The 22,102-nt window shown below is 55.9% G+C and carries 24 protein-coding genes and 1 tRNA gene; 21 read left to right on the top strand and 4 right to left on the bottom strand.

The window, feature by feature from the left end:
* Window positions 1-2: 2 nt before the first annotated feature.
* Both ACP7BE_RS15830 and ACP7BE_RS15825 read right to left on the bottom strand, forming a co-directional pair.
* Window positions 3-2,039 carry a sensor histidine kinase gene (locus tag ACP7BE_RS15830; RefSeq protein WP_095001785.1) on the bottom strand — a complete coding sequence of 679 codons (2,037 nt, stop codon included), beginning with the start codon at window positions 2,037-2,039 and terminating at the stop codon, window positions 3-5.
* Window positions 2,040-2,086: 47 nt separating this feature from the next.
* Window positions 2,087-2,962: a putative 2-dehydropantoate 2-reductase gene (locus ACP7BE_RS15825; protein ID WP_426106809.1), complete on the bottom strand. Its 876-nt coding sequence runs from the start codon at window positions 2,960-2,962 to the stop codon at window positions 2,087-2,089.
* Window positions 2,963-3,167: 205 nt separating this feature from the next.
* Between ACP7BE_RS15825 and ACP7BE_RS15820 the strand changes: the two genes are divergently transcribed.
* Entirely contained in the window at window positions 3,168-3,653 is a 486-nt protein-coding gene (locus ACP7BE_RS15820) for a YajQ family cyclic di-GMP-binding protein (protein WP_007906601.1), read from the top strand.
* 136 nt (window positions 3,654-3,789) lie between these two features.
* Window positions 3,790-4,632 carry a mechanosensitive ion channel family protein gene (locus tag ACP7BE_RS15815; protein ID WP_130872086.1) on the top strand — a complete coding sequence of 281 codons (843 nt, stop codon included), beginning with the start codon at window positions 3,790-3,792 and terminating at the stop codon, window positions 4,630-4,632.
* Between the two features lie 267 nt (window positions 4,633-4,899).
* Here ACP7BE_RS15815 and ACP7BE_RS15810 read toward each other — a convergent pair whose 3' ends face one another.
* Window positions 4,900-6,174 (bottom strand): OprD family porin, encoded by a 1,275-nt coding sequence (locus ACP7BE_RS15810; protein ID WP_095001782.1) that lies wholly within the window; start codon window positions 6,172-6,174, stop codon window positions 4,900-4,902.
* A 781-nt stretch (window positions 6,175-6,955) separates the two neighbouring features.
* On the opposite strand from ACP7BE_RS15810, the gene ACP7BE_RS15805 reads away from it, so the two are divergent.
* Both ACP7BE_RS15805 and ACP7BE_RS15800 read left to right on the top strand, forming a co-directional pair.
* Window positions 6,956-7,381 (top strand): HIT family protein, encoded by a 426-nt coding sequence (locus ACP7BE_RS15805; protein WP_095001781.1) that lies wholly within the window; start codon window positions 6,956-6,958, stop codon window positions 7,379-7,381.
* Window positions 7,382-7,383: 2 nt separating this feature from the next.
* Window positions 7,384-7,590 carry a SlyX family protein gene (locus ACP7BE_RS15800; RefSeq protein WP_095001780.1) on the top strand — a complete coding sequence of 69 codons (207 nt, stop codon included), beginning with the start codon at window positions 7,384-7,386 and terminating at the stop codon, window positions 7,588-7,590.
* A 68-nt stretch (window positions 7,591-7,658) separates the two neighbouring features.
* On the opposite strand, the gene ACP7BE_RS15795 is transcribed toward ACP7BE_RS15800, so the two are convergent.
* Window positions 7,659-8,261, bottom strand: coding sequence for a cold-shock protein (locus ACP7BE_RS15795; protein ID WP_095001779.1), 603 nt, complete (start codon window positions 8,259-8,261; stop codon window positions 7,659-7,661).
* A 473-nt stretch (window positions 8,262-8,734) separates the two neighbouring features.
* Between ACP7BE_RS15795 and ACP7BE_RS15790 the strand changes: the two genes are divergently transcribed.
* The 17 genes from ACP7BE_RS15790 to ACP7BE_RS15710 all read left to right on the top strand — a co-directional run bounded on the left by ACP7BE_RS15790 (window position 8,735) and on the right by ACP7BE_RS15710 (window position 21,865).
* Complete coding sequence (locus ACP7BE_RS15790; protein ID WP_095001778.1) at window positions 8,735-9,097, top strand: ribbon-helix-helix domain-containing protein; 363 nt, start codon at window positions 8,735-8,737, stop codon at window positions 9,095-9,097.
* A gap of 180 nt (window positions 9,098-9,277) precedes the next feature.
* The gene (locus ACP7BE_RS15785) at window positions 9,278-9,499 is read left to right on the top strand and encodes an FmdB family zinc ribbon protein (protein ID WP_029611571.1); all 222 of its coding nucleotides are present in this window, start codon (window positions 9,278-9,280) and stop codon (window positions 9,497-9,499) included.
* Window positions 9,500-9,608: 109 nt separating this feature from the next.
* Entirely contained in the window at window positions 9,609-11,384 is a 1,776-nt protein-coding gene (aspS, locus tag ACP7BE_RS15780; RefSeq protein WP_426106476.1) for an aspartate--tRNA ligase, read from the top strand.
* A 109-nt stretch (window positions 11,385-11,493) separates the two neighbouring features.
* The gene (locus ACP7BE_RS15775) at window positions 11,494-12,240 is read left to right on the top strand and encodes a YebC/PmpR family DNA-binding transcriptional regulator (RefSeq protein WP_016782226.1); all 747 of its coding nucleotides are present in this window, start codon (window positions 11,494-11,496) and stop codon (window positions 12,238-12,240) included.
* A 128-nt stretch (window positions 12,241-12,368) separates the two neighbouring features.
* On the top strand, window positions 12,369-12,893 hold the full coding sequence (gene ruvC / locus ACP7BE_RS15770; RefSeq protein WP_029611572.1) for a crossover junction endodeoxyribonuclease RuvC: 525 nt from the start codon (window positions 12,369-12,371) through the stop codon (window positions 12,891-12,893).
* Between the two features lie 110 nt (window positions 12,894-13,003).
* The gene (ruvA, locus tag ACP7BE_RS15765; RefSeq protein WP_095001777.1) at window positions 13,004-13,612 is read left to right on the top strand and encodes a Holliday junction branch migration protein RuvA; all 609 of its coding nucleotides are present in this window, start codon (window positions 13,004-13,006) and stop codon (window positions 13,610-13,612) included.
* Window positions 13,613-14,671, top strand: a complete 1,059-nt coding sequence (ruvB, locus tag ACP7BE_RS15760) for a Holliday junction branch migration DNA helicase RuvB (protein WP_095001776.1) — start codon at window positions 13,613-13,615, stop codon at window positions 14,669-14,671. It begins immediately after the preceding gene.
* Window positions 14,672-14,808: 137 nt separating this feature from the next.
* The gene (ybgC, locus tag ACP7BE_RS15755) at window positions 14,809-15,276 is read left to right on the top strand and encodes a tol-pal system-associated acyl-CoA thioesterase (protein ID WP_016782230.1); all 468 of its coding nucleotides are present in this window, start codon (window positions 14,809-14,811) and stop codon (window positions 15,274-15,276) included.
* Entirely contained in the window at window positions 15,266-15,961 is a 696-nt protein-coding gene (gene tolQ / locus ACP7BE_RS15750) for a protein TolQ (protein ID WP_048363571.1), read from the top strand. The genes ybgC and tolQ overlap by 11 nt, the downstream gene beginning before the upstream one ends.
* Window positions 15,962-15,984: 23 nt before the next feature.
* Complete coding sequence (gene tolR / locus ACP7BE_RS15745) at window positions 15,985-16,437, top strand: protein TolR (RefSeq protein WP_162200692.1); 453 nt, start codon at window positions 15,985-15,987, stop codon at window positions 16,435-16,437.
* On the top strand, window positions 16,437-17,531 hold the full coding sequence (gene tolA / locus ACP7BE_RS15740) for a cell envelope integrity protein TolA (RefSeq protein ID WP_095001775.1): 1,095 nt from the start codon (window positions 16,437-16,439) through the stop codon (window positions 17,529-17,531). The genes tolR and tolA overlap by 1 nt, the downstream gene beginning before the upstream one ends.
* A 47-nt stretch (window positions 17,532-17,578) precedes the next feature.
* Window positions 17,579-18,829: a Tol-Pal system beta propeller repeat protein TolB gene (gene tolB, locus ACP7BE_RS15735; protein ID WP_016782234.1), complete on the top strand. Its 1,251-nt coding sequence runs from the start codon at window positions 17,579-17,581 to the stop codon at window positions 18,827-18,829.
* A gap of 55 nt (window positions 18,830-18,884) precedes the next feature.
* Entirely contained in the window at window positions 18,885-19,385 is a 501-nt protein-coding gene (pal, locus tag ACP7BE_RS15730; protein ID WP_003441254.1) for a peptidoglycan-associated lipoprotein Pal, read from the top strand.
* Between the two features lie 6 nt (window positions 19,386-19,391).
* Complete coding sequence (ybgF, locus tag ACP7BE_RS15725) at window positions 19,392-20,210, top strand: tol-pal system protein YbgF (RefSeq protein WP_095001774.1); 819 nt, start codon at window positions 19,392-19,394, stop codon at window positions 20,208-20,210.
* A 163-nt stretch (window positions 20,211-20,373) separates the two neighbouring features.
* Window positions 20,374-21,021, top strand: a complete 648-nt coding sequence (gene queE, locus ACP7BE_RS15720; protein WP_095001773.1) for a 7-carboxy-7-deazaguanine synthase QueE — start codon at window positions 20,374-20,376, stop codon at window positions 21,019-21,021.
* Between the two features lies 1 nt (window position 21,022).
* On the top strand, window positions 21,023-21,715 hold the full coding sequence (gene queC / locus ACP7BE_RS15715) for a 7-cyano-7-deazaguanine synthase QueC (protein WP_095001772.1): 693 nt from the start codon (window positions 21,023-21,025) through the stop codon (window positions 21,713-21,715).
* Between the two features lie 74 nt (window positions 21,716-21,789).
* A tRNA-Lys gene (locus tag ACP7BE_RS15710) sits at window positions 21,790-21,865 on the top strand.
* The last annotated feature ends 237 nt before the right edge of the window (window positions 21,866-22,102 follow it).

Below are 22,102 nucleotides of genomic sequence, written 5' to 3'. Positions count from 1 at the left end.
GGTTACATTTCCACGTTGGTTGGTTCGGGGGAGGCCGGCTGGTTGCCGGCCAAGGGCAGGCGCAGGGTAAAACAGGTGCCTTGGCCCTGGGTTGAGTGCACTTCCATTTGGCCCTTGTGGTTGTTGGTAATGATGAAGTACGACACGGACAGGCCAAGCCCTGTGCCCTGGCCAACTTCCTTGGTGGTGAAGAAGGGCTCGAAAATTCGTTTGCGCACCGCCTCGGGCATACCGGCACCGTTGTCTTCGACCTGTATTTCCGCCCAGGGCGGGTTGAGCCTGGTGCGCAGGGTTATGCGTCCCGGCTCGCTCTGATCGGCACGTTGATGAATGGCCTGGGCGGCGTTCTTCAGCAAATTGAGCAGCACCTGCTCCAGTTCGTTGGGGATGCCGGGCACCGGTCCCAGTTGCGGGTCGAACTGGCGAGTGATGGCTTGTCCCATAAAGTCAAAACCAATGGCCAGGTCGAAATCATTGCTGGCGATGTCCAGAGCCTGGTCAATCAGGGCGGACAGATCACAGGGGCTCATCTGCCGGTTGCTGCGGCGGCTGAAGCTGAGCATATGGGTGACAATTTTCGCCGCGCGTGCACCGGCCTGTTGAATGCCATCCAGTAGTTGCGGGATTTCCCGGGCCTGCAGGTAGTGGTTGACCACCTCCAGGTCGATGCCGGTCTGCTCGGCTTGTTCGATGTTCTTGGGCAACTCGCTCGACAGGCGCCTGCGAATGTTCTGTACGTTATGCAGGATCGCTCCCAGCGGATTGTTGATTTCGTGAGCCATACCGGCAGCCAGCCCGCCTACGGAAAGCATTTTTTCCGATTGCACCATCATGTCTTCCAGCGACAGGCGCTGGGTGATGTCATCGATGCGGATCACCACGCCGCGTCCACCACCGCCCATCAGGGGGTAAAAGGTCAGGGCATAGTGGCGGGCTTCCTCGCCCTGATTCCAGGTGACGCGTTCAATTTTTGCGACCTGGTGGTGCTCAATGGTGTCTTTGAGTTGCGGCAGGAAGGGCTTGAGAGGTTCAAATGCCAGCTCGATGGGCTTGTTCAGGGCTTCATCCAGCTGCGTGCCGGAGAGGGCGCTGGCTTCCTGGTTCCATTGGGTGACATAGAGCTGTTCGTCCAGTGCAATCAGCGCCGAAGGCATGGAGTCGATGATGCAGTTGAGGTAGTTCTGAAAACCGGTAAGTTTTTTCTCGATTTTGCTGCGTACCTGGACTTCCAGTTCCAGCTTGCGATTGGTGTTGCGGGTTTCTTCGGCCAGCGACTGCGCTTGATCGTACGCCTGGCGGGCCTCGTCCCGTGCGCGCTTGAGCGCTTGATCGCGTACTTCAATGCGCGACAGCATGGTGTTGAATGCCTCAGCCAGGCTACCGATTTCGTCGTTGTTGCCGGGCGCCGCGCGCAATGCGTAGTTCTCCTCGCGAGTGACCTGGCGGGACAGTTCTTCAAGGCGGTGAATAGGCTGGGTAATCAGGCGCTTGATCTGCCGCGCCACCACGAACCAGAGCAAAGCGCTGATGATCAGAATGCCCAGGCTGGCCGTTAGCGTGCCGGTATAGAACGCCATTGGCAGTTCGCTGCTGGCGATCAGCAACAAATGCCCGGGGGGCTGGTCGCCGTTATGCAGGCGGGTGATTTGATGGCTGCGCAGTTCGGTGAGGCTCCAGGCCTCAAGTTGACGATAGTGCTCCGGAAGTGGCAGGTGTTCGCCGTGTTGCAGTTGTCCCAGCAGGTTGCCCGCGCTGTCATAAATGGCGGCAGCACGCAGGGGGGCGTAGCTGCCGATCTCGTTGAGCAGGGCTTTGGCGCTTTGCGGCGAGTCCAGTGCGTGGGTGATCAGGTCGGGGTTTGCGGTCAGCTTGCCCAGGGTTTGCAGGGCTTGCGGAGCCGTGCTCTCGTGGGAGATCCAGTACGCGACGCTGATAAACGTCAAGTTGGCCACCAGCAATACGGTGGCCAGCAAGGCGAGCAGGGCGGTCAGCAGCTTCTGGCCTACCGGGAGGTTTTCAAGGCGCTGGCGCAAGGGCATGAGATGGCCATTTGATAAAAGAACAGAAGGGCAGGGTAGCGCGGCCCTCAGTTGCAGGGCAATCCGCGCTGGCGCAGGTGTTCGCTCAAGCGTTGGTGCAGACCTTGCAGACAGGGGACGGCGAACTGTCGGTTGCGGCCGGCAGTGCAAGCGTAGCCCAGCAAGTAACTGATTTCGGTGCGCCGGCCCTGGCTGACATCTTGGTGCATCGATGAATAATTGTTGGCTGTCGCCTGGATGACCCGGTGCACCTCGGTGGCCAGGTCGATGGCGGCTTCTGCCTGGCCGCAGTGTTCCAGCAAGGCGCTGAGTTCGGCGCACAGGGTGTTCACTTCGGCATCATGGGCTTGCAAGCCGCCGTTGCGGCAATCATGGAGCACCGTCAGTGGGTTAATCGCACAGTTTAGTGCCAGTTTGCGCCACAACCTGCTCAGAATATTCGGGCTCCATTCATGGGCAATGCCGCTGAGTTGAAGCTCTTCCAGCCATTGAGGGGCAGGGCCATGACGTGGGTCGCCCAGCCAGGTATGGCCACGCCCGGCAAACACTACGCGCCAGTCGCCATCGCGATAGGCGCCTTCAGTGCTGGAGGCGAAGATGCAACGCGCGTGGGGTACCTGCGCAGCGACGGCCTGCTGGCTGCCGAGGCCATTTTGCAACAGGATCAGTTCGGCATCCGGGCTCAGGCGCCCGGCGATTTGCTTGACCGCCTGCTCTGCGTCGTATGCCTTGCAGGTGACCAGCAAGCGCTGGATAGGCTCGTCGGTTTCAGGGGTTTGTGCGCTGATGGGCCAGTGTTGCGAATCTTCGCCTTCAATCAGGGTCAACTTTTGCACGGCTTTATAGGCTTGCAGGCGGTCGTCGTTGCGCAGAATGAGGGTGACGGGCAGGCCGGCGCGTGCCAGTCGTGTTGCCCACAGCATCCCCATGCTGCCTGCACCGAGAATGTGCCAGGTGGTGCTAGCCCGTGCCGGTGCGTTTGGGGGATTTTGGGGGATGGCCGAATCTGGCATGTGAGCTCGCAAGTGAATGAAGTCGAAGAACCGCTATAATGCCCGCGCATTTTAACTGTCAGGTCAGGCGTGCTCCATCTGTGTTGAGCGCGCCGTTTATTATTGGAGAAATTACATGCCGTCGTTCGACGTGGTATCCGAACTGGACAAGCACGAAGTCACCAACGCCGTTGAGAACGCCGTCAAGGAGCTGGACCGTCGTTATGACCTCAAGGGTAAAGGTACTTTCGAGTTCAAGGAAAAGGATTTGACGGTCAACTTGACCGCTGAAGCCGACTTCCAGCTCGAAGCCATGATCGAGATCCTCAAGCTGGCACTGGTCAAGCGCAAGATCGACGTTCAGTGCCTTGAGGTCAAGGACGCTTACGCTTCGGGCAAGTTGATGAAGCAGGAAGCGGTGCTCAAGGAAGGCATTGATAAAGAGCTGGCGAAAAAGATCGTCGCTCACGTCAAGGACGCCAAGCTCAAGGTTCAGGCCGCCATTCAGGGCGAGCAAGTGCGTATCACGGGTAAAAAACGTGATGACCTGCAAGAAGCCATCGCTGCGTTGCGTGCCAAAACGTTCGACATGCCGCTGCAGTTCAACAACTTCCGCGACTGATCACCACCCGGGGAACCTCTGGCGATCATTGACGTCCGATTTTCCTGGGCGCTGCAGAAACGATTGAGCTGCCAGGGTGGCTCGATCGTTTTGCTGAATAAATGACGCTGGCTGGTAATGGCGTGAGGAGATAAAAATGGATTTGAACACTGAAGTTGATCAATTGATCAAGGCCTCCCAGGCCTGGGTTCCGATGATCATGGAGTACGGCAGTCGCGTGCTGCTGGCACTGGTTACCCTGGCTGTCGGCTGGTGGCTGATTAACCGCCTGACGACCAAGATCGGTCAGTTGCTGGCGTTGAGAAAGGCGGATCTTGCGCTGCAGGGCTTTATCAGCAGCCTGGCCAATATCATTCTCAAGATATTGCTGATTGTCAGTGTTGCATCGATGATCGGTATTCAGACCACCTCGTTTGTGGCAGCCATCGGTGCGGCAGGTCTGGCCATTGGCCTGGCATTGCAGGGCAGCCTGGCCAACTTTGCAGGTGGGGTACTGATTCTGTTGTTCCGCCCGTTCAAGATCGGTGACTGGATCGAAGCTCAAGGTGTAAGCGGGACTGTCGACAGCATTCAGATTTTCCACACGGTGCTGCGTACCGGTGACAACAAAACCGTCATCGTGCCAAACGGTAACCTGTCCAACGGCATCATCACCAACTACAACCGTCAGCCGACGCGCAAGGTGGTGTTTGATGTGGGTGTGGACTACGAAGCTGATCTGCAGAAGGTGCGTGAAGTGTTGTTGGCGCTGGCCGATGACCCGCGCGTGCTGAAGCAGCCTGCTCCGGTCGTTGTGGTGACTGCCTTGGGCGACAGTGCTATCACCATGTCGCTGCGGGTTTGGGTCAACACCCCGGATTACTGGGATGTACTCTTTATGCTCAACGAGCATTCGCGTGACCGCTTAAAGGCTGAAGGTATTGATATTCCTTTTCCGCAGCGTGTAGTACGTGTGGTTCAGGAAGTGGCTGCGGAATAAGGCCGGGAACTGCACCTGATTATTGAGTCAGGTCTGGATAAACAATTAAAGGGGCTAAGGCCCCTTTAATTGTTTTTGTCCCCTGGCCAGGGCAGGGGTCTATGTTGGTTTGGGTAAAGATAAATAAGTGATAATTGATTGCATTTAGTGATGTTAGTTAGCTTGCTATATATATATGGTTTTTAACCGATAAATAAAAAGCCACGCCCTGAGACAGGGCGTGGCTTTCACTAAGCATTATGTTTGTAACTAGCCCCAGGGCTGTTATTACAAGATGTTCAGTGGGTATTCAGCAATCAGGCGCAAGTCGTTTACGTCATTGCCGTTGTTGCTGGTGGTGCGGTAGATCGCGCTACGCAGACGCAAAGACAGGTCTTTGGCCGGGCCTTCCTGCAACACGTACTTGGTTTCGAAGTCGAATTCGTGCTCTTTGCCTTCGCCATCAGTCGTGGAGATGTTGTCGCCTTTAACGTAGCGAGCCATGAAGCTCAGGCCTGGCACGCCGTAGCTGGCCATGTTCAGGTCGTAGCGACCCTGCCAGGAGCGTTCGTCACGCTGGTTGAAGTCGGAATATTGCACGGAGTTGGCGAGGAAAATAGTACCGCCGCCATCTACGCCGTAGTAGTAAGCGCTGTCACCGGTGGAGCGCTGGTGAGCGATGGTGAACTTGTGGGCGCCCAGGCTATAGGCGGCTGCCAGGCTCCAGATTTTGTTGTCAACGTCGCCGGCGCGTTCCTGACCCTGGCTCGAGGTTCTGTAGCCGTTGAAGTCGAAGTTCAGGGCTTGAGACTCTGCGATTGGCAGGGTGTAGTTCAGGTTGATGTACTGCTTCTTGAAGTAGTCATCAACATCGGATGCGGCAATGCCGCCGACGAAGTTGTCAGTGAACTGGTAGGTTGCGCCGGCAATATTGGCGGCGGTCAGGCCTGGCTCGCCTTTGCCGTTGATGCTGTCACGGGCCATGCCAGTCTGGGAGCTCAGTGCGGTGAAGCGACCTGCGGTCAGCTCCAGGCCTTTGATTTCCTTGCTGGTGATCAGGGTGCCGGTAGCAACCTCAGGCAGCAGGCGGCTGTCGTCAGTGGAGAAAACCGGGCTGGCGACGAACTGGTTGCCGTATTTCAGCTCGGTGTCGGACAGGCGGAATTTGACCGCGCCGCCGATTTTCCCTTGGGTATCTTCAGGGGAGCCATCGCTTTTGCTGGCGAACAGGCCGTTGCCCTGGCGACCGGCACCGCCATCCAGGCGTGCAGTACCCATGGCGAAAGCATCAACACCGACACCAATGGTGCCTTGGGTGAAACCGGACTGGTAGTTGAGCAATTCGCTCAGACCCCAATCTTCGCGGTAGCCGCTTTTGCCACCGTTGGTTGGGTTGCTGGCACCATTACGGAAGTCGCGGTTCATGTACAGCATGCGGGTTTTGGAAGTCAGCGTGCTGTCTTCAACGAAACCTTTTGCGTCGTCCTGGGACGAAGCCATTGCGAACTGAGTAGTGCCGGCTGAAACAGCCAGGGCGATCATGCTCCACTTCATCACGCGCATCGTGATTTGCTCCTTTGGTTTTTAGGAAGAGTACTGCCGTCCCACCTGAATTATTATCTGGGCGGCTCTTTCTTTTTGTGTCGGCGCAAACTTATATCACGCCGGCAATATTGGCGATACTTGCTCTCATAACCTTTCAGCTTCTTTACAGCCATGTCGCAAATGGCACCCCACATGTCGCAAGCGCGCCGCTTAGAGCCTTGTTTGAGCATCTATTCAGTACTGTTTCCAGTGTTGGGCATATGATTGATTTCATGTTGCCTACAATGAAAACTCAAAATTCCTACTGTTTAGCTATTGTTATTTATCGTCGGGTTGCTGTGCTCCTGCTCAGGCCTGGCGACTGTGTCAATGATCTATGCAACAAGCGTGCTCAAATTCCTGCCTGGATGAAAAATAAATAATATTCTGCGTTTTTGAGCTATGAGGCCTGATCTTGCTTGGGTCAAACGGCGATAAAGCTGCCTTCAGGGTGTTGTTTTTTGTTGCAAGGAGTGGTGCCTGTCCCGGATTTACGCCTTAAGCGTTACCGGTTAACACCCGCTGGGGTGGCAGGTGACGTTTTGGCGCGCTTGAAACATGCGCTTTGTGCAGTTTTGGTGCATAAGTGTTCGAGCACTGTTGCTTGGGCGTGCAGCGTCGCATTTGCGGTGCGTGCAGGGCTGGAGGCGTGATGCCAGTCGCAATCAAGGGTATCCTTGATTCCTGTCGTCTGGCCTGCGGTGAATGTCACCGGGTGCCGGGTTGTGCTGAAATGAACGGTCAAACAGGAGAGCTCCCAGTGTTCGCTTTGGATACACGTCTTCAAGAGGATACCTGGCTGATAGGGGACTTCCCCTTGTGCCGCTTGCTGCTTTCCAATGATTCGAATTACCCCTGGTTTATCCTGGTGCCGCGACGCGAGGGTATAACTGAACTGTTTCAATTGGATGACGCCGACCAACAGCGGATGTGGGCTGAGACCACGGCTTTGGCGCGGGTGCTGAAAGAGTCGTACGGTGCGGATAAAATCAATGTTGCCACCCTGGGTAATGTCGTCAGTCAGTTGCACATGCATGTGATTGTTCGTTACCGGGCTGATGTGGCATGGCCAGGGCCTGTCTGGGGCAAGCATCCTGCAAAACCCTATGCGCCGGCAGAGGTGCGTGCTGTCCGGGACAGGCTGGCATCGGCTCTTGATGCAAGTTTTACTATTTCGGAGGGTTGATCGTGACGCTTGAAGCGCGAGTGATGGACCTTGAAAGCCGCGTGGCTTTTCAGGATGACACCATTCAGGCATTGAATGATGTGCTGGTGGCCCAGCAGAACGCCGTGGATCGTCTGCAGATGCAGATGGCCGCCTTGCTCAAGCGCCAGGAGGAAATGGGCGGGCAGTTCGAGTCGTTTGAAGAAGAGGCTCCGCCACCGCACTATTGATTGTTTTGTGCAGGCATAAAAAAACCGCGATTCAGCCTGGCTGATCGCGGTTTTTTTTCAGGCTTGAATCAGCGGCGCGGCAATGCTGCGATCACGTCTTCGGCCTGCAGGCCCTTGTCGCGGTTCATGACCGAGAACTCGACACGTTGCCCTTCCACCAAAACACGGTGGCCCTCGCCACGAATGGCACGGAAGTGTACAAAAATATCATCACCGGAATCTCGGGAGATAAAGCCGAAACCCTTTGAGGTGTTGAACCATTTGACAGTCCCTGTATCGCGGTTGGTCATGTCATAGCTTTGCGAGGACGACGAAGGTGACGATTTATAGAAGCTGACAGCAAGATGAAGCAGTACGGCAATAACAGCAGGTGTCAGGCCCAGGAGAACAGCGGGCTGATCACCAATCGGCAGCAGCAGGCCGAACAGGGTCAGGGTCTGCAGGACAACGGACAGTACCAGCAGCGCACTGACCAGATTCTGCAGTTGATGGCGCGGGCCTTTATTCCAGAATGGAATGACTGGGGCCAGTGTCAGGTTCAGCAGGCCAAAAAACGCCAGGTAAAGGGCATCAGGATGTTGTAGGTAAGGTAAAGCTTCAGATTGCAGGCTGGGAATAAAGGACAGCAGCAAAGCCGCTGCACCCGTTATCAGGTGGACGATTTTCAACATTTCAATGACTCACATTAAGATAGATCGCAAGGAAGAGCTGATTGCGCACGGTTCGCTTCAGAAAAAATGGAGGCGCTGGACACGTGAGTTCATCAGCCTATGCGCCCTCGCCGGAGGCGAAAATTGGGCAACACGCTGCCTATTTAACAGCAAAGCTTGGGTCTACTCAAATTAAGCGTATGGGTCTATCTGTGAGTGAGACTGTTCGATGAGGCCTAGGCAAAATCAGCTTATTACGAAAGCCTTGTCTTAGACGCATGTAGGCCTCTGGTCTGGGGGTTGGGGGGTGGTGTGATCTGATGGGGGTGCTGCCTGCTCCGTCCATGACCATATTCGCCGCACGTAGCGAGAGCGCTCCTACAGATTTGCGGGTTTGATCCGCTGGATAAGAATTTTTACATGTCGTTTTATGAGGCAAGTTCTTTGAAAAAAGAGTAATCAAATCCAATGATGCGCAATGGAGTGCTTTTGCGATGGGGCGATTGATGCGGCAAGAAAATGCCGGGTGCAGATCAATGCAGAGGGTCAGGATTGACCCTGCCATTCTGGACTTTGGCATCACGCTGGCCCGGCCATTATCACGTTCAGTACGGTTGAATGGCTTTGCCACCTGTTTGCGGCTTGAGGAAGTGTATTGGGAGGTGTTGTCCGATATATCTCGTATCAACAAGTGTTCAATAAATACGCTGCTGTCCTATATCGACCTGGAGGTTCACTTGCGCCATGGCGGGGTGAAGAACTTCAGTGGGTTCATTCGGGTCGTCTGCGTCATGCACTTGTTGAAAATGGGTCGCGGCCTTCAGGAGGTAAAACAGCAGCAGGTGTTTGCGGGTTGAAGGCCGCAGTCGGCTGGAGGTGCATGCTCGACGGCTTGTAATCGCCCACTATTTATGATGCATTTAGGTGCTTCTGGCTGTTCATGCGGCTGCAATGGCTCGATTTACCAGATATAATCTCGCTCTTTGCTGTGCGGCCCTGCTTAAGGGTTGCCGCTAACGGATTGTCGAGACACGCCAATGCCCATGTACGATTACCAGTGCGCTTCCTGTGGTCATCAGCTGGAAGCCATTCAAAAGATCAGCGCTGCACCGCTGGTTGATTGTCCAGCCTGTCAGGCCCCCGAGCTGAAGAAAATGCTGTCCATGCCGGGTTTCCGCCTTAGCGGTACAGGCTGGTATGAAACAGACTTCAAGACAGGCTCGAAAAAGAATCTGGCAGGCGGCGATAAATCCGACTGAGGTCTAGCGAAAGCAGTCAGAACACAAGCGGGCTCTTGCAAGGTTACCAGCACCGACGGTGCGCAAGACCTCCACCGAATTTCGAATTACGAGAAGTGAAACCACTACCATGATGCGCAACCATTATTGCGGCCAACTGAACGAAAGCCTGGACGGCCAGGAAATTACCCTTTGCGGATGGGTTCACCGTCGCCGTGACCACGGTGGGGTGATTTTCCTCGATATCCGTGATCGTGATGGTCTGGCCCAGGTGGTTTTCGACCCGGATCGCGCTGAGACCTTCGCCGCTGCCGACCGTGTGCGCAGCGAGTATGTGGTCAAGATCACCGGCAAGGTACGTCTGCGTCCTGCCGGTGCAGGCAATACCAACATGGCGTCGGGCATGATCGAAGTGCTGGGCTATGAGCTGGAAGTGCTGAACGAAGCAGAAACCCCGCCATTCCCGCTTAACGAATTCTCGGATGTCGGCGAAGAAACCCGTCTGCGCTACCGCTTTATCGACTTGCGTCGCCCGGAAATGCTCGAGAAGCTGCGCCTGCGTTCGCGCATGACTACCAGCATTCGTCGTTACCTGGACGAGAACGGTTTCCTGGACGTTGAAACTCCGATCCTGACCCGTGCCACCCCGGAAGGCGCCCGTGACTATCTGGTGCCTAGCCGTACTCACGCCGGTTCGTTCTTTGCTTTGCCGCAATCGCCGCAACTGTTCAAGCAGTTGCTGATGGTGGCCGGTTTTGACCGTTACTACCAGATCGCCAAGTGCTTCCGCGACGAAGACCTGCGTGCCGACCGTCAGCCTGAGTTCACTCAGATCGACATCGAAACCAGCTTCCTCGATGAAAAAGACATCATGGGCCTTACCGAAGGCATGATCCGCAACCTGTTCAAGGAAGTGCTGGATCTGGAATTCGGCGAATTCCCGCACATGACCTTCGAAGAAGCCATGCGTCGCTACGGTTCCGACAAGCCCGACCTGCGTAACCCGCTGGAACTGGTTGACGTTGCCGACCAGCTCAAAGACGTGGATTTCAAGGTGTTCAGCGGCCCGGCCAACGACCCTAAATGCCGTATCGCAGCCCTACGGGTTCCGGGTGCTGCAAGCATGCCGCGCAAGCAGATCGACGACTACACCAAGTTTGTCGGCATCTACGGTGCCAAGGGCCTGGCGTACATCAAGGTCAACGAACGCGCCAAAGGCGTGGAAGGTCTGCAATCGCCGATCGTCAAGAACATCCCTGAGGCCAACCTGAACGTGATCCTGGATCGCGTGGGTGCCGTCGATGGCGACATCGTGTTCTTCGGCGCCGACAAGGCCAAGATCGTCAGCGAGGCCTTGGGCGCGCTGCGGATCAAGGTGGGCAACGACCTCAACCTGCTGACGTGCGAGTGGGCCCCTATGTGGGTGGTCGACTTCCCGATGTTCGAAGAGAACGACGACGGCAGCTTCAGCGCCTTGCATCACCCGTTCACGGCACCGAAGTGCTCGCCTGAAGAGCTGGAAGCCAACCCGGCAACCGCTATCTCGCGCGCTTACGACATGGTCTTGAACGGTACCGAGCTGGGTGGCGGTTCGATCCGTATCCACCGCAAGGAAATGCAGCAAGCGGTATTCCGTCTGCTGGGTATCGAAGAGGCGGAACAGGAAGAGAAATTCGGCTTCCTGCTCGATGCCCTGAAGTACGGCGCGCCGCCCCACGGTGGTCTGGCCTTTGGTCTGGATCGTCTGGTGATGCTGATGACTGGCGCCCAGTCGATTCGTGAAGTGATTGCCTTCCCGAAAACCCAGAGCGCTGCCTGTGTCATGACACAAGCGCCTGGCGTGGTTGACGCCAAAGCGTTGCGCGAGCTGCATATTCGTTTGCGCGAACAAGCCAAGGCAGAGTAAGTCTGACCTTCAAAGGCGCATCTTCGGGTGCGCCTTTGCATTTGGGGTCGAGAATTTTTATTGTCAGGCCTTGGCCTGGCAAGGTTTTTAAAGGGATTCGGAGTGCGTTATGGCAGGTCATTCTAAGTGGGCGAACATCAAGCACCGCAAAGAGCGTCAGGATGCCAAAAAAGGCAAGATTTTCACCAAGTGGATCCGTGAACTGACCGTTGCTGCCCGGCAAGGTGGCGGCGATCCGAGTTCCAATCCGCGCCTGCGTCTGGCGCTGGACAAGGCCCTTGGGGCGAACATGAGTCGCGATATCATTGATCGCGCCGTGGCCCGTGGTGCCGGTGCGGCTGATACCGATGACATGGTCGAATTGAGCTACGAAGGCTATGGCCCGGGTGGCGTAGCCGTAATGGTCGAGTGCATGACCGACAACCGTAACCGTACTGCCGCGGCTGTACGCCATGCGTTCAGCAAGTGTGGCGGCAACCTGGGTACTGACGGTTCTGTTGCCTATCTGTTCGAGCGCAAGGGCCAGATCTCCTATGCAGCCGGCGTTGATGAGGATGCCTTGATGGAAGCCGCGATGGAGGCCGATGCCGACGACGTGGTGACCAACGAAGATGGCTCCATCGATGTGTTCACGTCGTTCTCCAGCTTCTATGCCGTGCGTAACGCCCTGGAAGCGGCAGGGTTCAAGCCGACGGATGCTGAAATCGTCATGTTGCCGACCACCAGTGCCGAGCTTGATCTGGAGGGCGCAGAAAAGGTTCTCAAGTTGATCGACATGCTTGAAGACCTGGATGACGTCCAAAACGTCTACTCCAATGCTGAAATCCCTGACGCCGTCCTGGAACAGCTTGCCTGAGCGATTGCGTCAATCAAGAGGCCGGAGGTGCTCCGTCGCGACAATCGCGGCGCTGGGCACCTCCGGCTTCTGCCTTTAAGCTGTCCGGGTATGTGCCGGTGGGCATCACTTCATAAGCTGTAGGCGTTATGACTCTTATTCTTGGTATCGATCCGGGTTCGCGAATCACCGGTTATGGCGTCGTGCGAGACACTGGGCGTGGCTGTGTATACGTGGCTTCGGGATGTATTCGTACGGGGAGCGGCGAACTGCATGAGCGGTTGCAGATCGTCTATCGTGGGGTGCGTGAGGTTATTCAGACGTACGGTCCTGTCACCATGGGCATCGAAAAGGTGTTTATGGCCCGCAATGCCGATTCGGCTCTCAAGCTGGGGCAGGCCAGGGGCGCGGCCATTGTTGCGGGAGCCGAAGAAAACCTGGAGATCGCCGAGTATTCGGCAACCCAGGTCAAGCAGGCGGTGGCGGGTACAGGTGGCGCGAATAAAGAACAGGTGATGATGATGGTCATGCACCTGCTCAAGCTGACCAGCAAGCCGCAAATCGATGCGTCGGATGCCCTTGCGATTGCCTTGTGCCATGCCCACACTCGCTCCAGCTTGCTGCCCCACGGGCTGGGTGCGGCCCGTAGCCGTGGCGGGCGTTTGCGGCTGTGAAACGCAATTTTTAACTGGATTGGGCTTCCTGACAGGGCTTCATCTGTAATGATGCGGCTCTGTCTTTGTATTTGTCAGCCATTGATCTGGCCAGTGAAAGGATCTGAAACGTGATTGGACGCTTGCGCGGCACTCTGGCTGAAAAACAGCCGCCGCACCTGATTCTCGATGTAAACGGCTTGGGTTATGAGCTGGAAGTACCGATGACCACGCTTTATCGATTACCGTCTGTCGGCGAGCCACTGACCCTGCATACCCATCTTGTGGTTCGCGAAGACGCCCAGTTGCTCTATGGTTTCATAGGCAAGCGCGAGCGTGACTTTTTTCGTGAGCTGATCCGGCTCAACGGCGTCGGCCCCAAGCTGGCGCTGGCGTTGATGTCCAGCCTGGAAGTCGATGAGCTTGTGCGCTGTGTGCAGGCTCAGGACACATCGGCCTTGACCAAGGTTCCGGGGGTGGGCAAAAAGACCGCGGAACGACTGCTGGTAGAGTTGAAGGATCGTTTCAAGGCGTGGGAGCAAGTACCCAGCATGTTCGCCCTGGTCCCTAATCAGCCGGATGCTCCGGTGCCGGTCGCCAGCGCTGAAAGTGATGCGGTGAGTGCCTTGATCTCCCTGGGCTATAAGCCTCAGGAAGCGAGCAAGGCGGTTTCTGCGATCAAGGATAAAACGTTGAGCAGTGAAGACATGATTCGCCGAGCCCTCAAGGGGATGATTTAAGTGATTGAAGCTGATCGACTGATTACAGCCTCAAGCGGGCGGGACCGGGAAGAAGTTCAGGATCGGGCGATTCGGCCTCTGAGCCTGGCCGACTATATTGGCCAGCCCACCGTTCGCGAGCAGATGGAGCTGTTTATCCAGGCTGCGCGCGGGCGTGCCGAATCGCTGGATCACACATTGATCTTTGGACCGCCCGGGCTGGGCAAGACGACGCTGGCCAACATCATCGCCCAGGAAATGGGCGTATCGATCAAGAGCACTTCCGGGCCTGTTCTGGAGCGCCCGGGTGATCTGGCTGCGCTGCTGACCAATCTCGAGCCCCATGATGTGCTCTTTATCGATGAAATCCATCGCCTTTCACCCATTGTCGAGGAAGTGCTTTACCCGGCCATGGAGGACTTCCAGCTCGATATCATGATTGGCGAAGGGCCAGCTGCGCGTTCCATCAAACTCGATCTGCCGCCTTTTACCCTGGTGGGGGCGACCACGCGCGCCGGGATGCTGACCAACCCGTTGCGTGATCGTTTCGGGATTGTTCAGCGACTGGAGTTCTATAGTACTGACGACCTGGCGACGATTGTCAGTCGCTCGGCGGGTATCTTCGGTTTGCCGCTCGACCCTGAAGGTGCGTATGAAATTGCCCGGCGGGCTCGCGGGACACCGCGTATCGCCAACCGTTTGCTGCGTCGTGTGCGGGATTTTGCCGAGGTGCGTGCCAAGGGGCATATCACCAAGCCGGTCGCTGACCTGGCGTTGAACCTGCTGGACGTAGATGAGCATGGTTTTGATCATCAGGACCGGCGATTGCTGCTGACCATGATCGAGAAGTTCGATGGCGGGCCTGTGGGAGTCGATAGCCTTGCCGCAGCAATCAGCGAAGAGCGTCATACGATTGAAGATGTGCTGGAGCCGTATCTGATTCAGCAGGGTTACATCATGCGTACGCCGCGTGGTCGCGTTGTGACCCGGCATGCGTATTTGCACTTTGGTTTAAACATTCCGTCACGATTAGGCGATATGCCTGTGGTAGACGAATTTCTGAATGCTTTGGATGATTAATAAGCCGTTAGCGGTCGATTTTTTTAAGGTTTTTGCTGTCTCAAGGACTGGCGCTGAAAATCTTCGGTCATAAAGGCCAAGAAGCGTAAAAAACAGTGGTTTGGCGGATTGGCAACCTGAGGAGTAAGCACTAGAGTATGCGCGCGCAAAACAGGCTTGAGCCGTTCGCACATCGCTGTCGCGTTTATTACGAGGACACCGATGCGGGTGGCGTCGTGTATTACGTAAATTATCTAAAGTTTATGGAGCGGGCTCGAACCGAAAGGCTGCGGGAATTGGGGTTTGCCCAGTCCGCGCTGGCAGGCGAGAACCTGTTATTTGTCGTGCATTCCAGCGAGGCGCGCTACCACGCACCGGCGCGATTGGACGACGAACTGTTGGTAAGTGCGCAAGTGATGGAACTCAACCGTGCCAGCCTGCGTTTCAAGCAGCAGGTCTGGCGGGCTGCAGATGCAACGCTGCTCTGTGAAGGGCAGTTTTTGGTGGCCTGTGTGCGCGCCGATAGTTTTAAACCCCGAGCCATTCCCGAAGCTCTACGTACGGCCTTTGCCGACGTGAGCGGCGCGGGTAAACATTTAGAGCAGGAGATAAAGCGTGGAAGCTAACGTCGTCGACCATTCCTCCATGTGGAGCTTGGTCAGCAATGCCAGCATTGTTGTGCAGTTGGTAATGTTGACCCTGCTGGCCGCATCGGTTACCTCGTGGGTCATGATTTTTCAGCGCAGCACCATGTTGCGCGCCGGTCGACGTGCCCTTGAAAGCTTTGAAGAGCGTTTTTGGTCGGGTATCGACCTGTCGAAACTGTATCGTCAGGCAGGTAGCAATCCGGATCCGGACTCGGGCGTGGAACAAATCTTTCGTGCCGGTTTCAAAGAGTTCTCGCGTCTGCGTCAGCAGCCGGGCGTTGATCCTGAAGCGGTTATGGAAGGTGTGGCGCGCGCCATGCGCGTAGCCATCTCCCGTGAAGAAGAAAAGCTTGAACAAAGCTTGCCGTTCCTGGCCACCGTTGGTTCCGTAAGCCCGTATATCGGCCTGTTCGGTACCGTATGGGGCATCATGAACTCCTTCCGTGGCCTGGCCACTGCCCAGCAGGCGACACTGGCGACTGTAGCGCCAGGCATTGCCGAAGCACTGATCGCAACGGCCATCGGCTTGTTCGCGGCCATCCCGGCAGTTATTGCTTACAACCGTTTTGCTGCCCGTAGCGAAACGCTGATCGGCCGCTACTACACCTTCGCCGATGAATTCCAGGCGATCCTGCACCGCAAAGTGCACACCAGCGAAGAATAAGCAGGTAATTTCCAATGGCTTTAATCGCTCGAGCGCGTAAAAAGCGCAAGCCGGTCGCCGAGATGAACGTAGTGCCTTACATCGACGTGATGCTGGTGCTGCTGGTCATTTTCATGGTGACCGCACCGATGCTCAACCAGGGTGTGAAGGTTGATTTGCCCAAGGTCTCCAGCGAGGCTTTGCCGCAAGACAACAATACCCAGGTTCTGACCATTTCGATCAAGGCTGACAAGACCTATTTCTGGAACCTTGGCAGCGAAGTCGACACCGACAAGCAGATGGACAAGGCAATGACCTTGCCCCAGATGACTGACGCCGTGACCAAGATCATCCGCGCAGGCAATGAAGGCGGCAAGCACACCCAGGTGTTTATTCGCGGTGACAAGACCGTGGATTACGGGGCGGTAATGGGGGCTATGGGTGGTCTGCAGAAGGCCGGGGTCGGTAACGTTGGCTTGATAACCGAGGCTCCCTGATGCGCGAACAGCGGGAGCCGTCCGCCTCTGAAAACTATTTTTGGCCTGCAGTCTGGGCGGTAGGGTTGCACGTCCTGATTTTTGGCCTGCTGTTTGTCAGCTTTGCCATGACTCCGGAACTGCCGCCTTCCAAACCGATTGTTCAGGCGACCTTGTACCAGCTCAAGTCCAAAAGTCAGGCGACCACCCAGACCAATCAAAAGATTGCGGGTGAGGCGAAGAAATCCGCCGCGCGCCAGACCGAAGTCGAGCAGATGGAACAAAAGAAGGTTGAGCAGGAAGCTGTAAAAGCTGCGGAACAAAAGAAAGAAGAGGCTGCCGAAAAAGCTGCAGAAGCCAAGAAGGCTGACGAAGCCAAAGCGAGCGAGGCTAAAAAGGCAGACGAGGCGAAGAAGGCTGATGAAGCCAAGAAAGCCGATGATGCCAAAAAGGCCACTGAAGCCAAAAAAGCCGAAGAGAAAAAACTGGCTGACATAGCCAAGAAAAAATCCGAGGAAGAGGCCAAGAAGGCTGCGGAAGAAGAGGCCAAGAAAAAGGCCGCGGAAGACGCCAAGAAAAAAGCGGCTGAAGATGCGAAGAAAAAAGCAGCTGAAGACGCCAAGAAAAAGGCCGTAGCAGACGAGGCGAAAAAGAAATCCGCCGAAGATGCGAAGAAAAAGGCCGCTGCCGATGCCGCCAAGAAAAAGGCCGTGGAAGCAGCTCGTAAATCGACCGAAGAGAAAAAGGCGCAAGCCTTGGCTGATTTGCTTTCCGATACGCCGCAACGCCAGCAGGCGCTGGCAGATGAGCAAGGTGATGAGGTCGCCGGCAGTTTCGATGACTTGATTCGTGCTCGTGCAGCAGAAGGGTGGGCTCGTCCGCCATCGGCGCGCAAAAACATGACAGTGGTGCTGCAGATCGGCATGTTGCCAGATGGTACGGTAACCTCTGTGACGGTTGCCAAATCCAGCGGTGACGGACCGTTCGACAGCTCCGCAGTGGCAGCGGTCAAGAATATTGGCCGTTTAACGGAAATGCAGGGTATGAAGCCCAGCGATTTTAATCCTTATCGATCGTTCAAGATGACATTCACACCTGAGGATCTAGCCTTGTGATTAAACTTTTTCGAGGACTGCTGGTCGTCGTCTGCTGCCTGGCAGGGATGGCTGTAGCAGATGAAAAGAACATCCTGGTCACCAGTGGCAGCGATCGGGCAACGCCAATTGCCGTAGTCCCTTTTGGTTGGCAGGGCGGTACAGTGCTGCCGGACGACATGGCTGAAATTATCGGCAATGACCTGCGCAACTCGGGTTACTACGCGCCGATTCCAAAGCAGAACATGATCGGCTTGCCTACCCAGGCCAGCGAAGTCATTTTCCGCGACTGGAAAGCCCTGGGTGCCCAGTACGTAATGGTTGGCAATATCGTGCCGGCAGGCGGTCGCCTGCAGGTGCAATACGCCTTGTTCAACGTTGCAACCGAGCAGCCAGTACTGACTGGCAGTGTGTCGGGCACGGCTGAGCAGTTGCGGGACATGGCGCATTACATCTCCGATCAGTCGTTTGAAAAGCTGACCGGTATCAAAGGTGCATTCTCCACCCGTCTTCTTTACGTGACGGCCGAGCGTGCCAGTGCCACCAACACTCGTTACACCCTGCAACGTTCGGACTACGACGGTGCTCGTGCCGTGACCCTGCTGCAATCCCGTGAGCCGATCCTGTCGCCGCGTTTTGCGCCCGATGGCAAACGCATCGCTTATGTGTCGTTCGAGCAGAAACGTCCTCGCATCTTCGTGCAGAACATTGATACCGGCCGCCGTGAGCAGATCACCAATTTCGAAGGTCTGAACGGTGCGCCAGCATGGTCGCCGGACGGCTCGAAACTGGCGTTCGTATTGTCCAAGGACGGTAATGCCGAGATCTATGTGATGGATCTGGCTTCCCGCGGGTTGACTCGTGTTACCAACAACCCTGCAATTGATACAGAACCTTTCTGGGGTAAAGATGGTTCTACCATCTATTTCACCTCCGACCGTGGCGGCAAACCACAGATCTACAAGACCAACGTTGGCAGCGGTAACGCAGAGCGCGTGACCTTTATCGGCAACTACAACGCCAGTCCTAAGCTTTCGGCTGACGAAAAGACCCTGGTAATGATCCATCGTCAGGACGGCTTCACCAATTTCCGTGTTGCGGCGCAAGATTTGCAGCGTGGAAGCGTGAAAATCCTCACAGATACCAACCTTGATGAGTCTGCTACTGTTGCGCCCAACGGCACCATGGTAATCTACGCCACCCGCCAGCAGGGCCGGGGAGTCTTGATGCTCGTGTCCATTAATGGACGCGTAAGGCTCCCTCTTCCTACCGCTCAAGGCGAAGTCAGAGAACCTTCCTGGTCCCCTTACCTGAACTGACGTGGTGATAGCTTTACGTTGCACATAACACTTGGGGTTCATTAGGAGTTTTACGATGGAAATGCTGAAGTTTGGTAAATTTGCTGCGCTGGCACTGGCCATGGCTGTAGCTGTAGGTTGCTCGTCCAAAGGCGGCGACAATGCCGGTGAAGGCGCTGCTGTTGATCCAAACGCTGGTTACGGCGCAAACACTGGCGCTGTTGATGGTTCCCTGAGCGAAGAAGCTGCTCTGCGCGCTATCACTGTTTTCTACTTCGAATACGATTCTTCGGACCTGAAACCAGAAGCAATGCGCGCTCTGGACGTTCACGCCAAAGACCTGAAAGCTAACGGCGCTCGCGTTGTTCTGGAAGGTAACACTGACGCCCGTGGTACTCGTGAGTACAACATGGCACTGGGCGAGCGTCGTGCGAAAGCCGTTCAACGCTACCTGGTACTGCAAGGCGTTTCTCCAGCACAGCTGGAGCTGGTGTCCTACGGTAAAGAGCGTCCAATCGCTACTGGCAACGACGAACAGTCGTGGGCTCAAAACCGTCGCGTCGAACTGCGTAAGTAATTCGTCATGCGAACGTGCCGCCGTGCTGTAACTATTCTGACTCTCAGCCTCCTGCCGCTATCGGCATGGGCTGCGGTTCCTGTGGTCGATGACAACTCTGGCTATAACAATAGCGGGGGGAGTTATCCGTCACCGGGTTATGGTGCGAGCGGCGCCTATGCCGGGGGAGGGGTTTCGACCCCTGTCTCGGCACAGGGCGAGCTGTTCAACCAGCTGCAACAAATGCAGGAACAGATTGCACGCCAACAGGGTGTGATTGAAGTTCTGCAGAACGACATTTCGCGCATGAAACAAGAAAGCCTGGAGCGATACCAGGAACTTGATCGGCGTATTGGTGCTGGCATTGCTCCTGCTGCCGCCCCTGATAATTCTTCTGCTGGTGGCGCTAATGCCGCCGGTAATACAGCAGCGCCTGCTTCCCAGGCCGCTGCCAGTGCCGAGCCTGGCGATCCGGCGAAAGAGAAGCTCTATTACGATGCTGCTTTCGACCTGATCAAAGCCAAGGATTTCGACAAGGCCAGCCAGGCATTTACTGCCTTTCTGCGCAAATACCCCAACAGTCAGTACGCGGGTAACGCCCAGTACTGGTTGGGAGAAGTAAACCTGGCCAAAGGTGATTTGCAAGCGGCAGGCCAGGCCTTTGCCAAGGTCAGCCAGTTGTACCCCAAGCATGCCAAAGTGCCGGACTCGCTCTACAAACTTGCTGACGTAGAGCGCCGCCTGGGCCATACCGACAAGGTAAAAGGCATTCTGCAGCAGGTTGTAGCCCAGTATCCAGGCACTTCCGCTGCACAGTTGGCGCAACGCGACTTGCAGCGTATGTAAGCAATAACCGGCTTTAATCGAGAAACCCGCGCCTGTCGCGGGTTTTTTCGTTAGAATCCACGCCCTTTTATGAAATACGCTCTTCTGGATCCTGCGCGAGCAGATTTTTTGGAGTGCCTGACGGAGGCGGACAGCCTGTTTAGCTGTTACGCCCGTGGCGAATATGCAAGACACATTGAGAATTACCGAAGTTTTTTACTCGTTGCAGGGTGAAACGCGGACGGCTGGCCTGCCCACCGTTTTTGTGCGCCTGACTGGCTGCCCTTTGCGCTGCGGTTACTGTGACAGCGCTTATGCCTTCAGTGGCGGGACTGTGCGCCCTCTGGACGACATCCTTGAGCAGGTTGCCGGCTTTCGCCCGCGTTATGTGTGCGTGACAGGCGGCGAGCCGCTGGCCCAGCCCAATGCCATTCCTCTACTTAAGCAGCTCTGCGATGCGGGCTATGAAGTCTCGATCGAGACCAGTGGTGCGCTGGATATCTCGGCGGTAGATCCGCGCGTCAGTCGCGTGCTGGATTTGAAAACGCCGGGCTCCAAGGAGTCCCACCGCAACCTCTACGAAAACATCGCCCTGTTGACGCCCAACGACCAGGTCAAGTTTGTGATCTGCTCGCGGGAAGACTATGACTGGGCAGTGTCCAAGTTGATTGAATACGGGCTGGAGCGACGTGCAGGCGAAGTACTGTTTTCGCCGAGCCACCATGACCTGTCAGCCCGTGACCTGGCCGACTGGATCGTGGCGGATAACCTGCCAGTACGTTTGCAAATGCAGCTGCACAAATATCTGTGGAATGACGAGCCGGGGCGCTGAAATGACTGAACAAACTGTTGTCACTGAAAAACGGGCCGTGATCCTGCTGTCTGGCGGCCTCGACTCGGCAACCGTCGTGGCCATGGCTCGTGCCGAGGGCTACAGCTGCTACACCATGAGCTTTGACTACGGTCAGCGCCATCGTGCTGAACTGGACGCTGCTGCACGTGTTGCACGGGATCTGGGGGCTGTTGAGCATAAAGTTATCGGCCTGAACCTGGACGGCATGGGTGGCTCGGCATTGACCGACAGCTCCATAGACGTGCCCGAGGCCCCGAGTGAAGGCATTCCGGTTACTTATGTTCCGGCACGCAATACCGTGTTCCTGTCCTTGGCGCTGGGTTGGGCAGAAGTGCTGCAGGCGCGAGATATTTTTATCGGTGTCAATGCGGTGGACTACTCGGGTTACCCGGACTGCCGTCCAGAGTTTATCGAGGCCTTTGAAGTCATGGCCAACCTGGCGACCAAGGCCGGGGTAGAGGGGCAGGGCTTCAGTATCAAGGCGCCTCTGCAAAACCTGAGCAAGGCACAAATCGTACAGGCTGGTATAAAGCTGGGCGTGGACTATTCGCTGACAGTTTCCTGCTACCAGGCTGACAATCAAGGGCGTGCCTGTGGCAAATGCGACAGTTGCCGTTTGCGTGCAGAAGGCTTTGCAGCTGCCGGAATTAGCGACCCAACCCGTTATTTTTGAATTATTTCCGATTTATTTCTGAGCGGGTATTGAATTCTCGTTAGAAATCAGTATTATACGCCCCACAACGAAGCGGGTCGTTAGCTCAGTTGGTAGAGCAGTTGGCTTTTAACCAATTGGTCGTAGGTTCGAATCCCACACGACCCACCATATTGCTACACCAAAACAGCCGGTCTAATCCTCAGGATTAACCGGCTTTTTTGTGCCTGGGATTTGGTAGGGCGGGGGCTGGAAGGTGTACAAAGCACAACACACACTTTGCAGACATGCAGCCGTCTGAATCGAACACTAATTTCGACTTCAGGTGATGTCAATATGGAGCGGTCGAGTTCTTGGCTGTTTTTAGCGATTTAAGCAATGTCTGTCGGAAGGTGGATTTTGCTGTTG

The sequence above is a fragment of the Pseudomonas sp. TWR1-1-3 genome (assembly GCF_049896805.1).
GTDB classification, from domain to species: Bacteria; Pseudomonadota; Gammaproteobacteria; order Pseudomonadales; family Pseudomonadaceae; genus Aquipseudomonas; species Aquipseudomonas bubulae.
The sequence above is the reverse complement of the archived record's forward strand: the minus strand, read 5'-3'. Positions and strand labels throughout refer to the sequence as shown.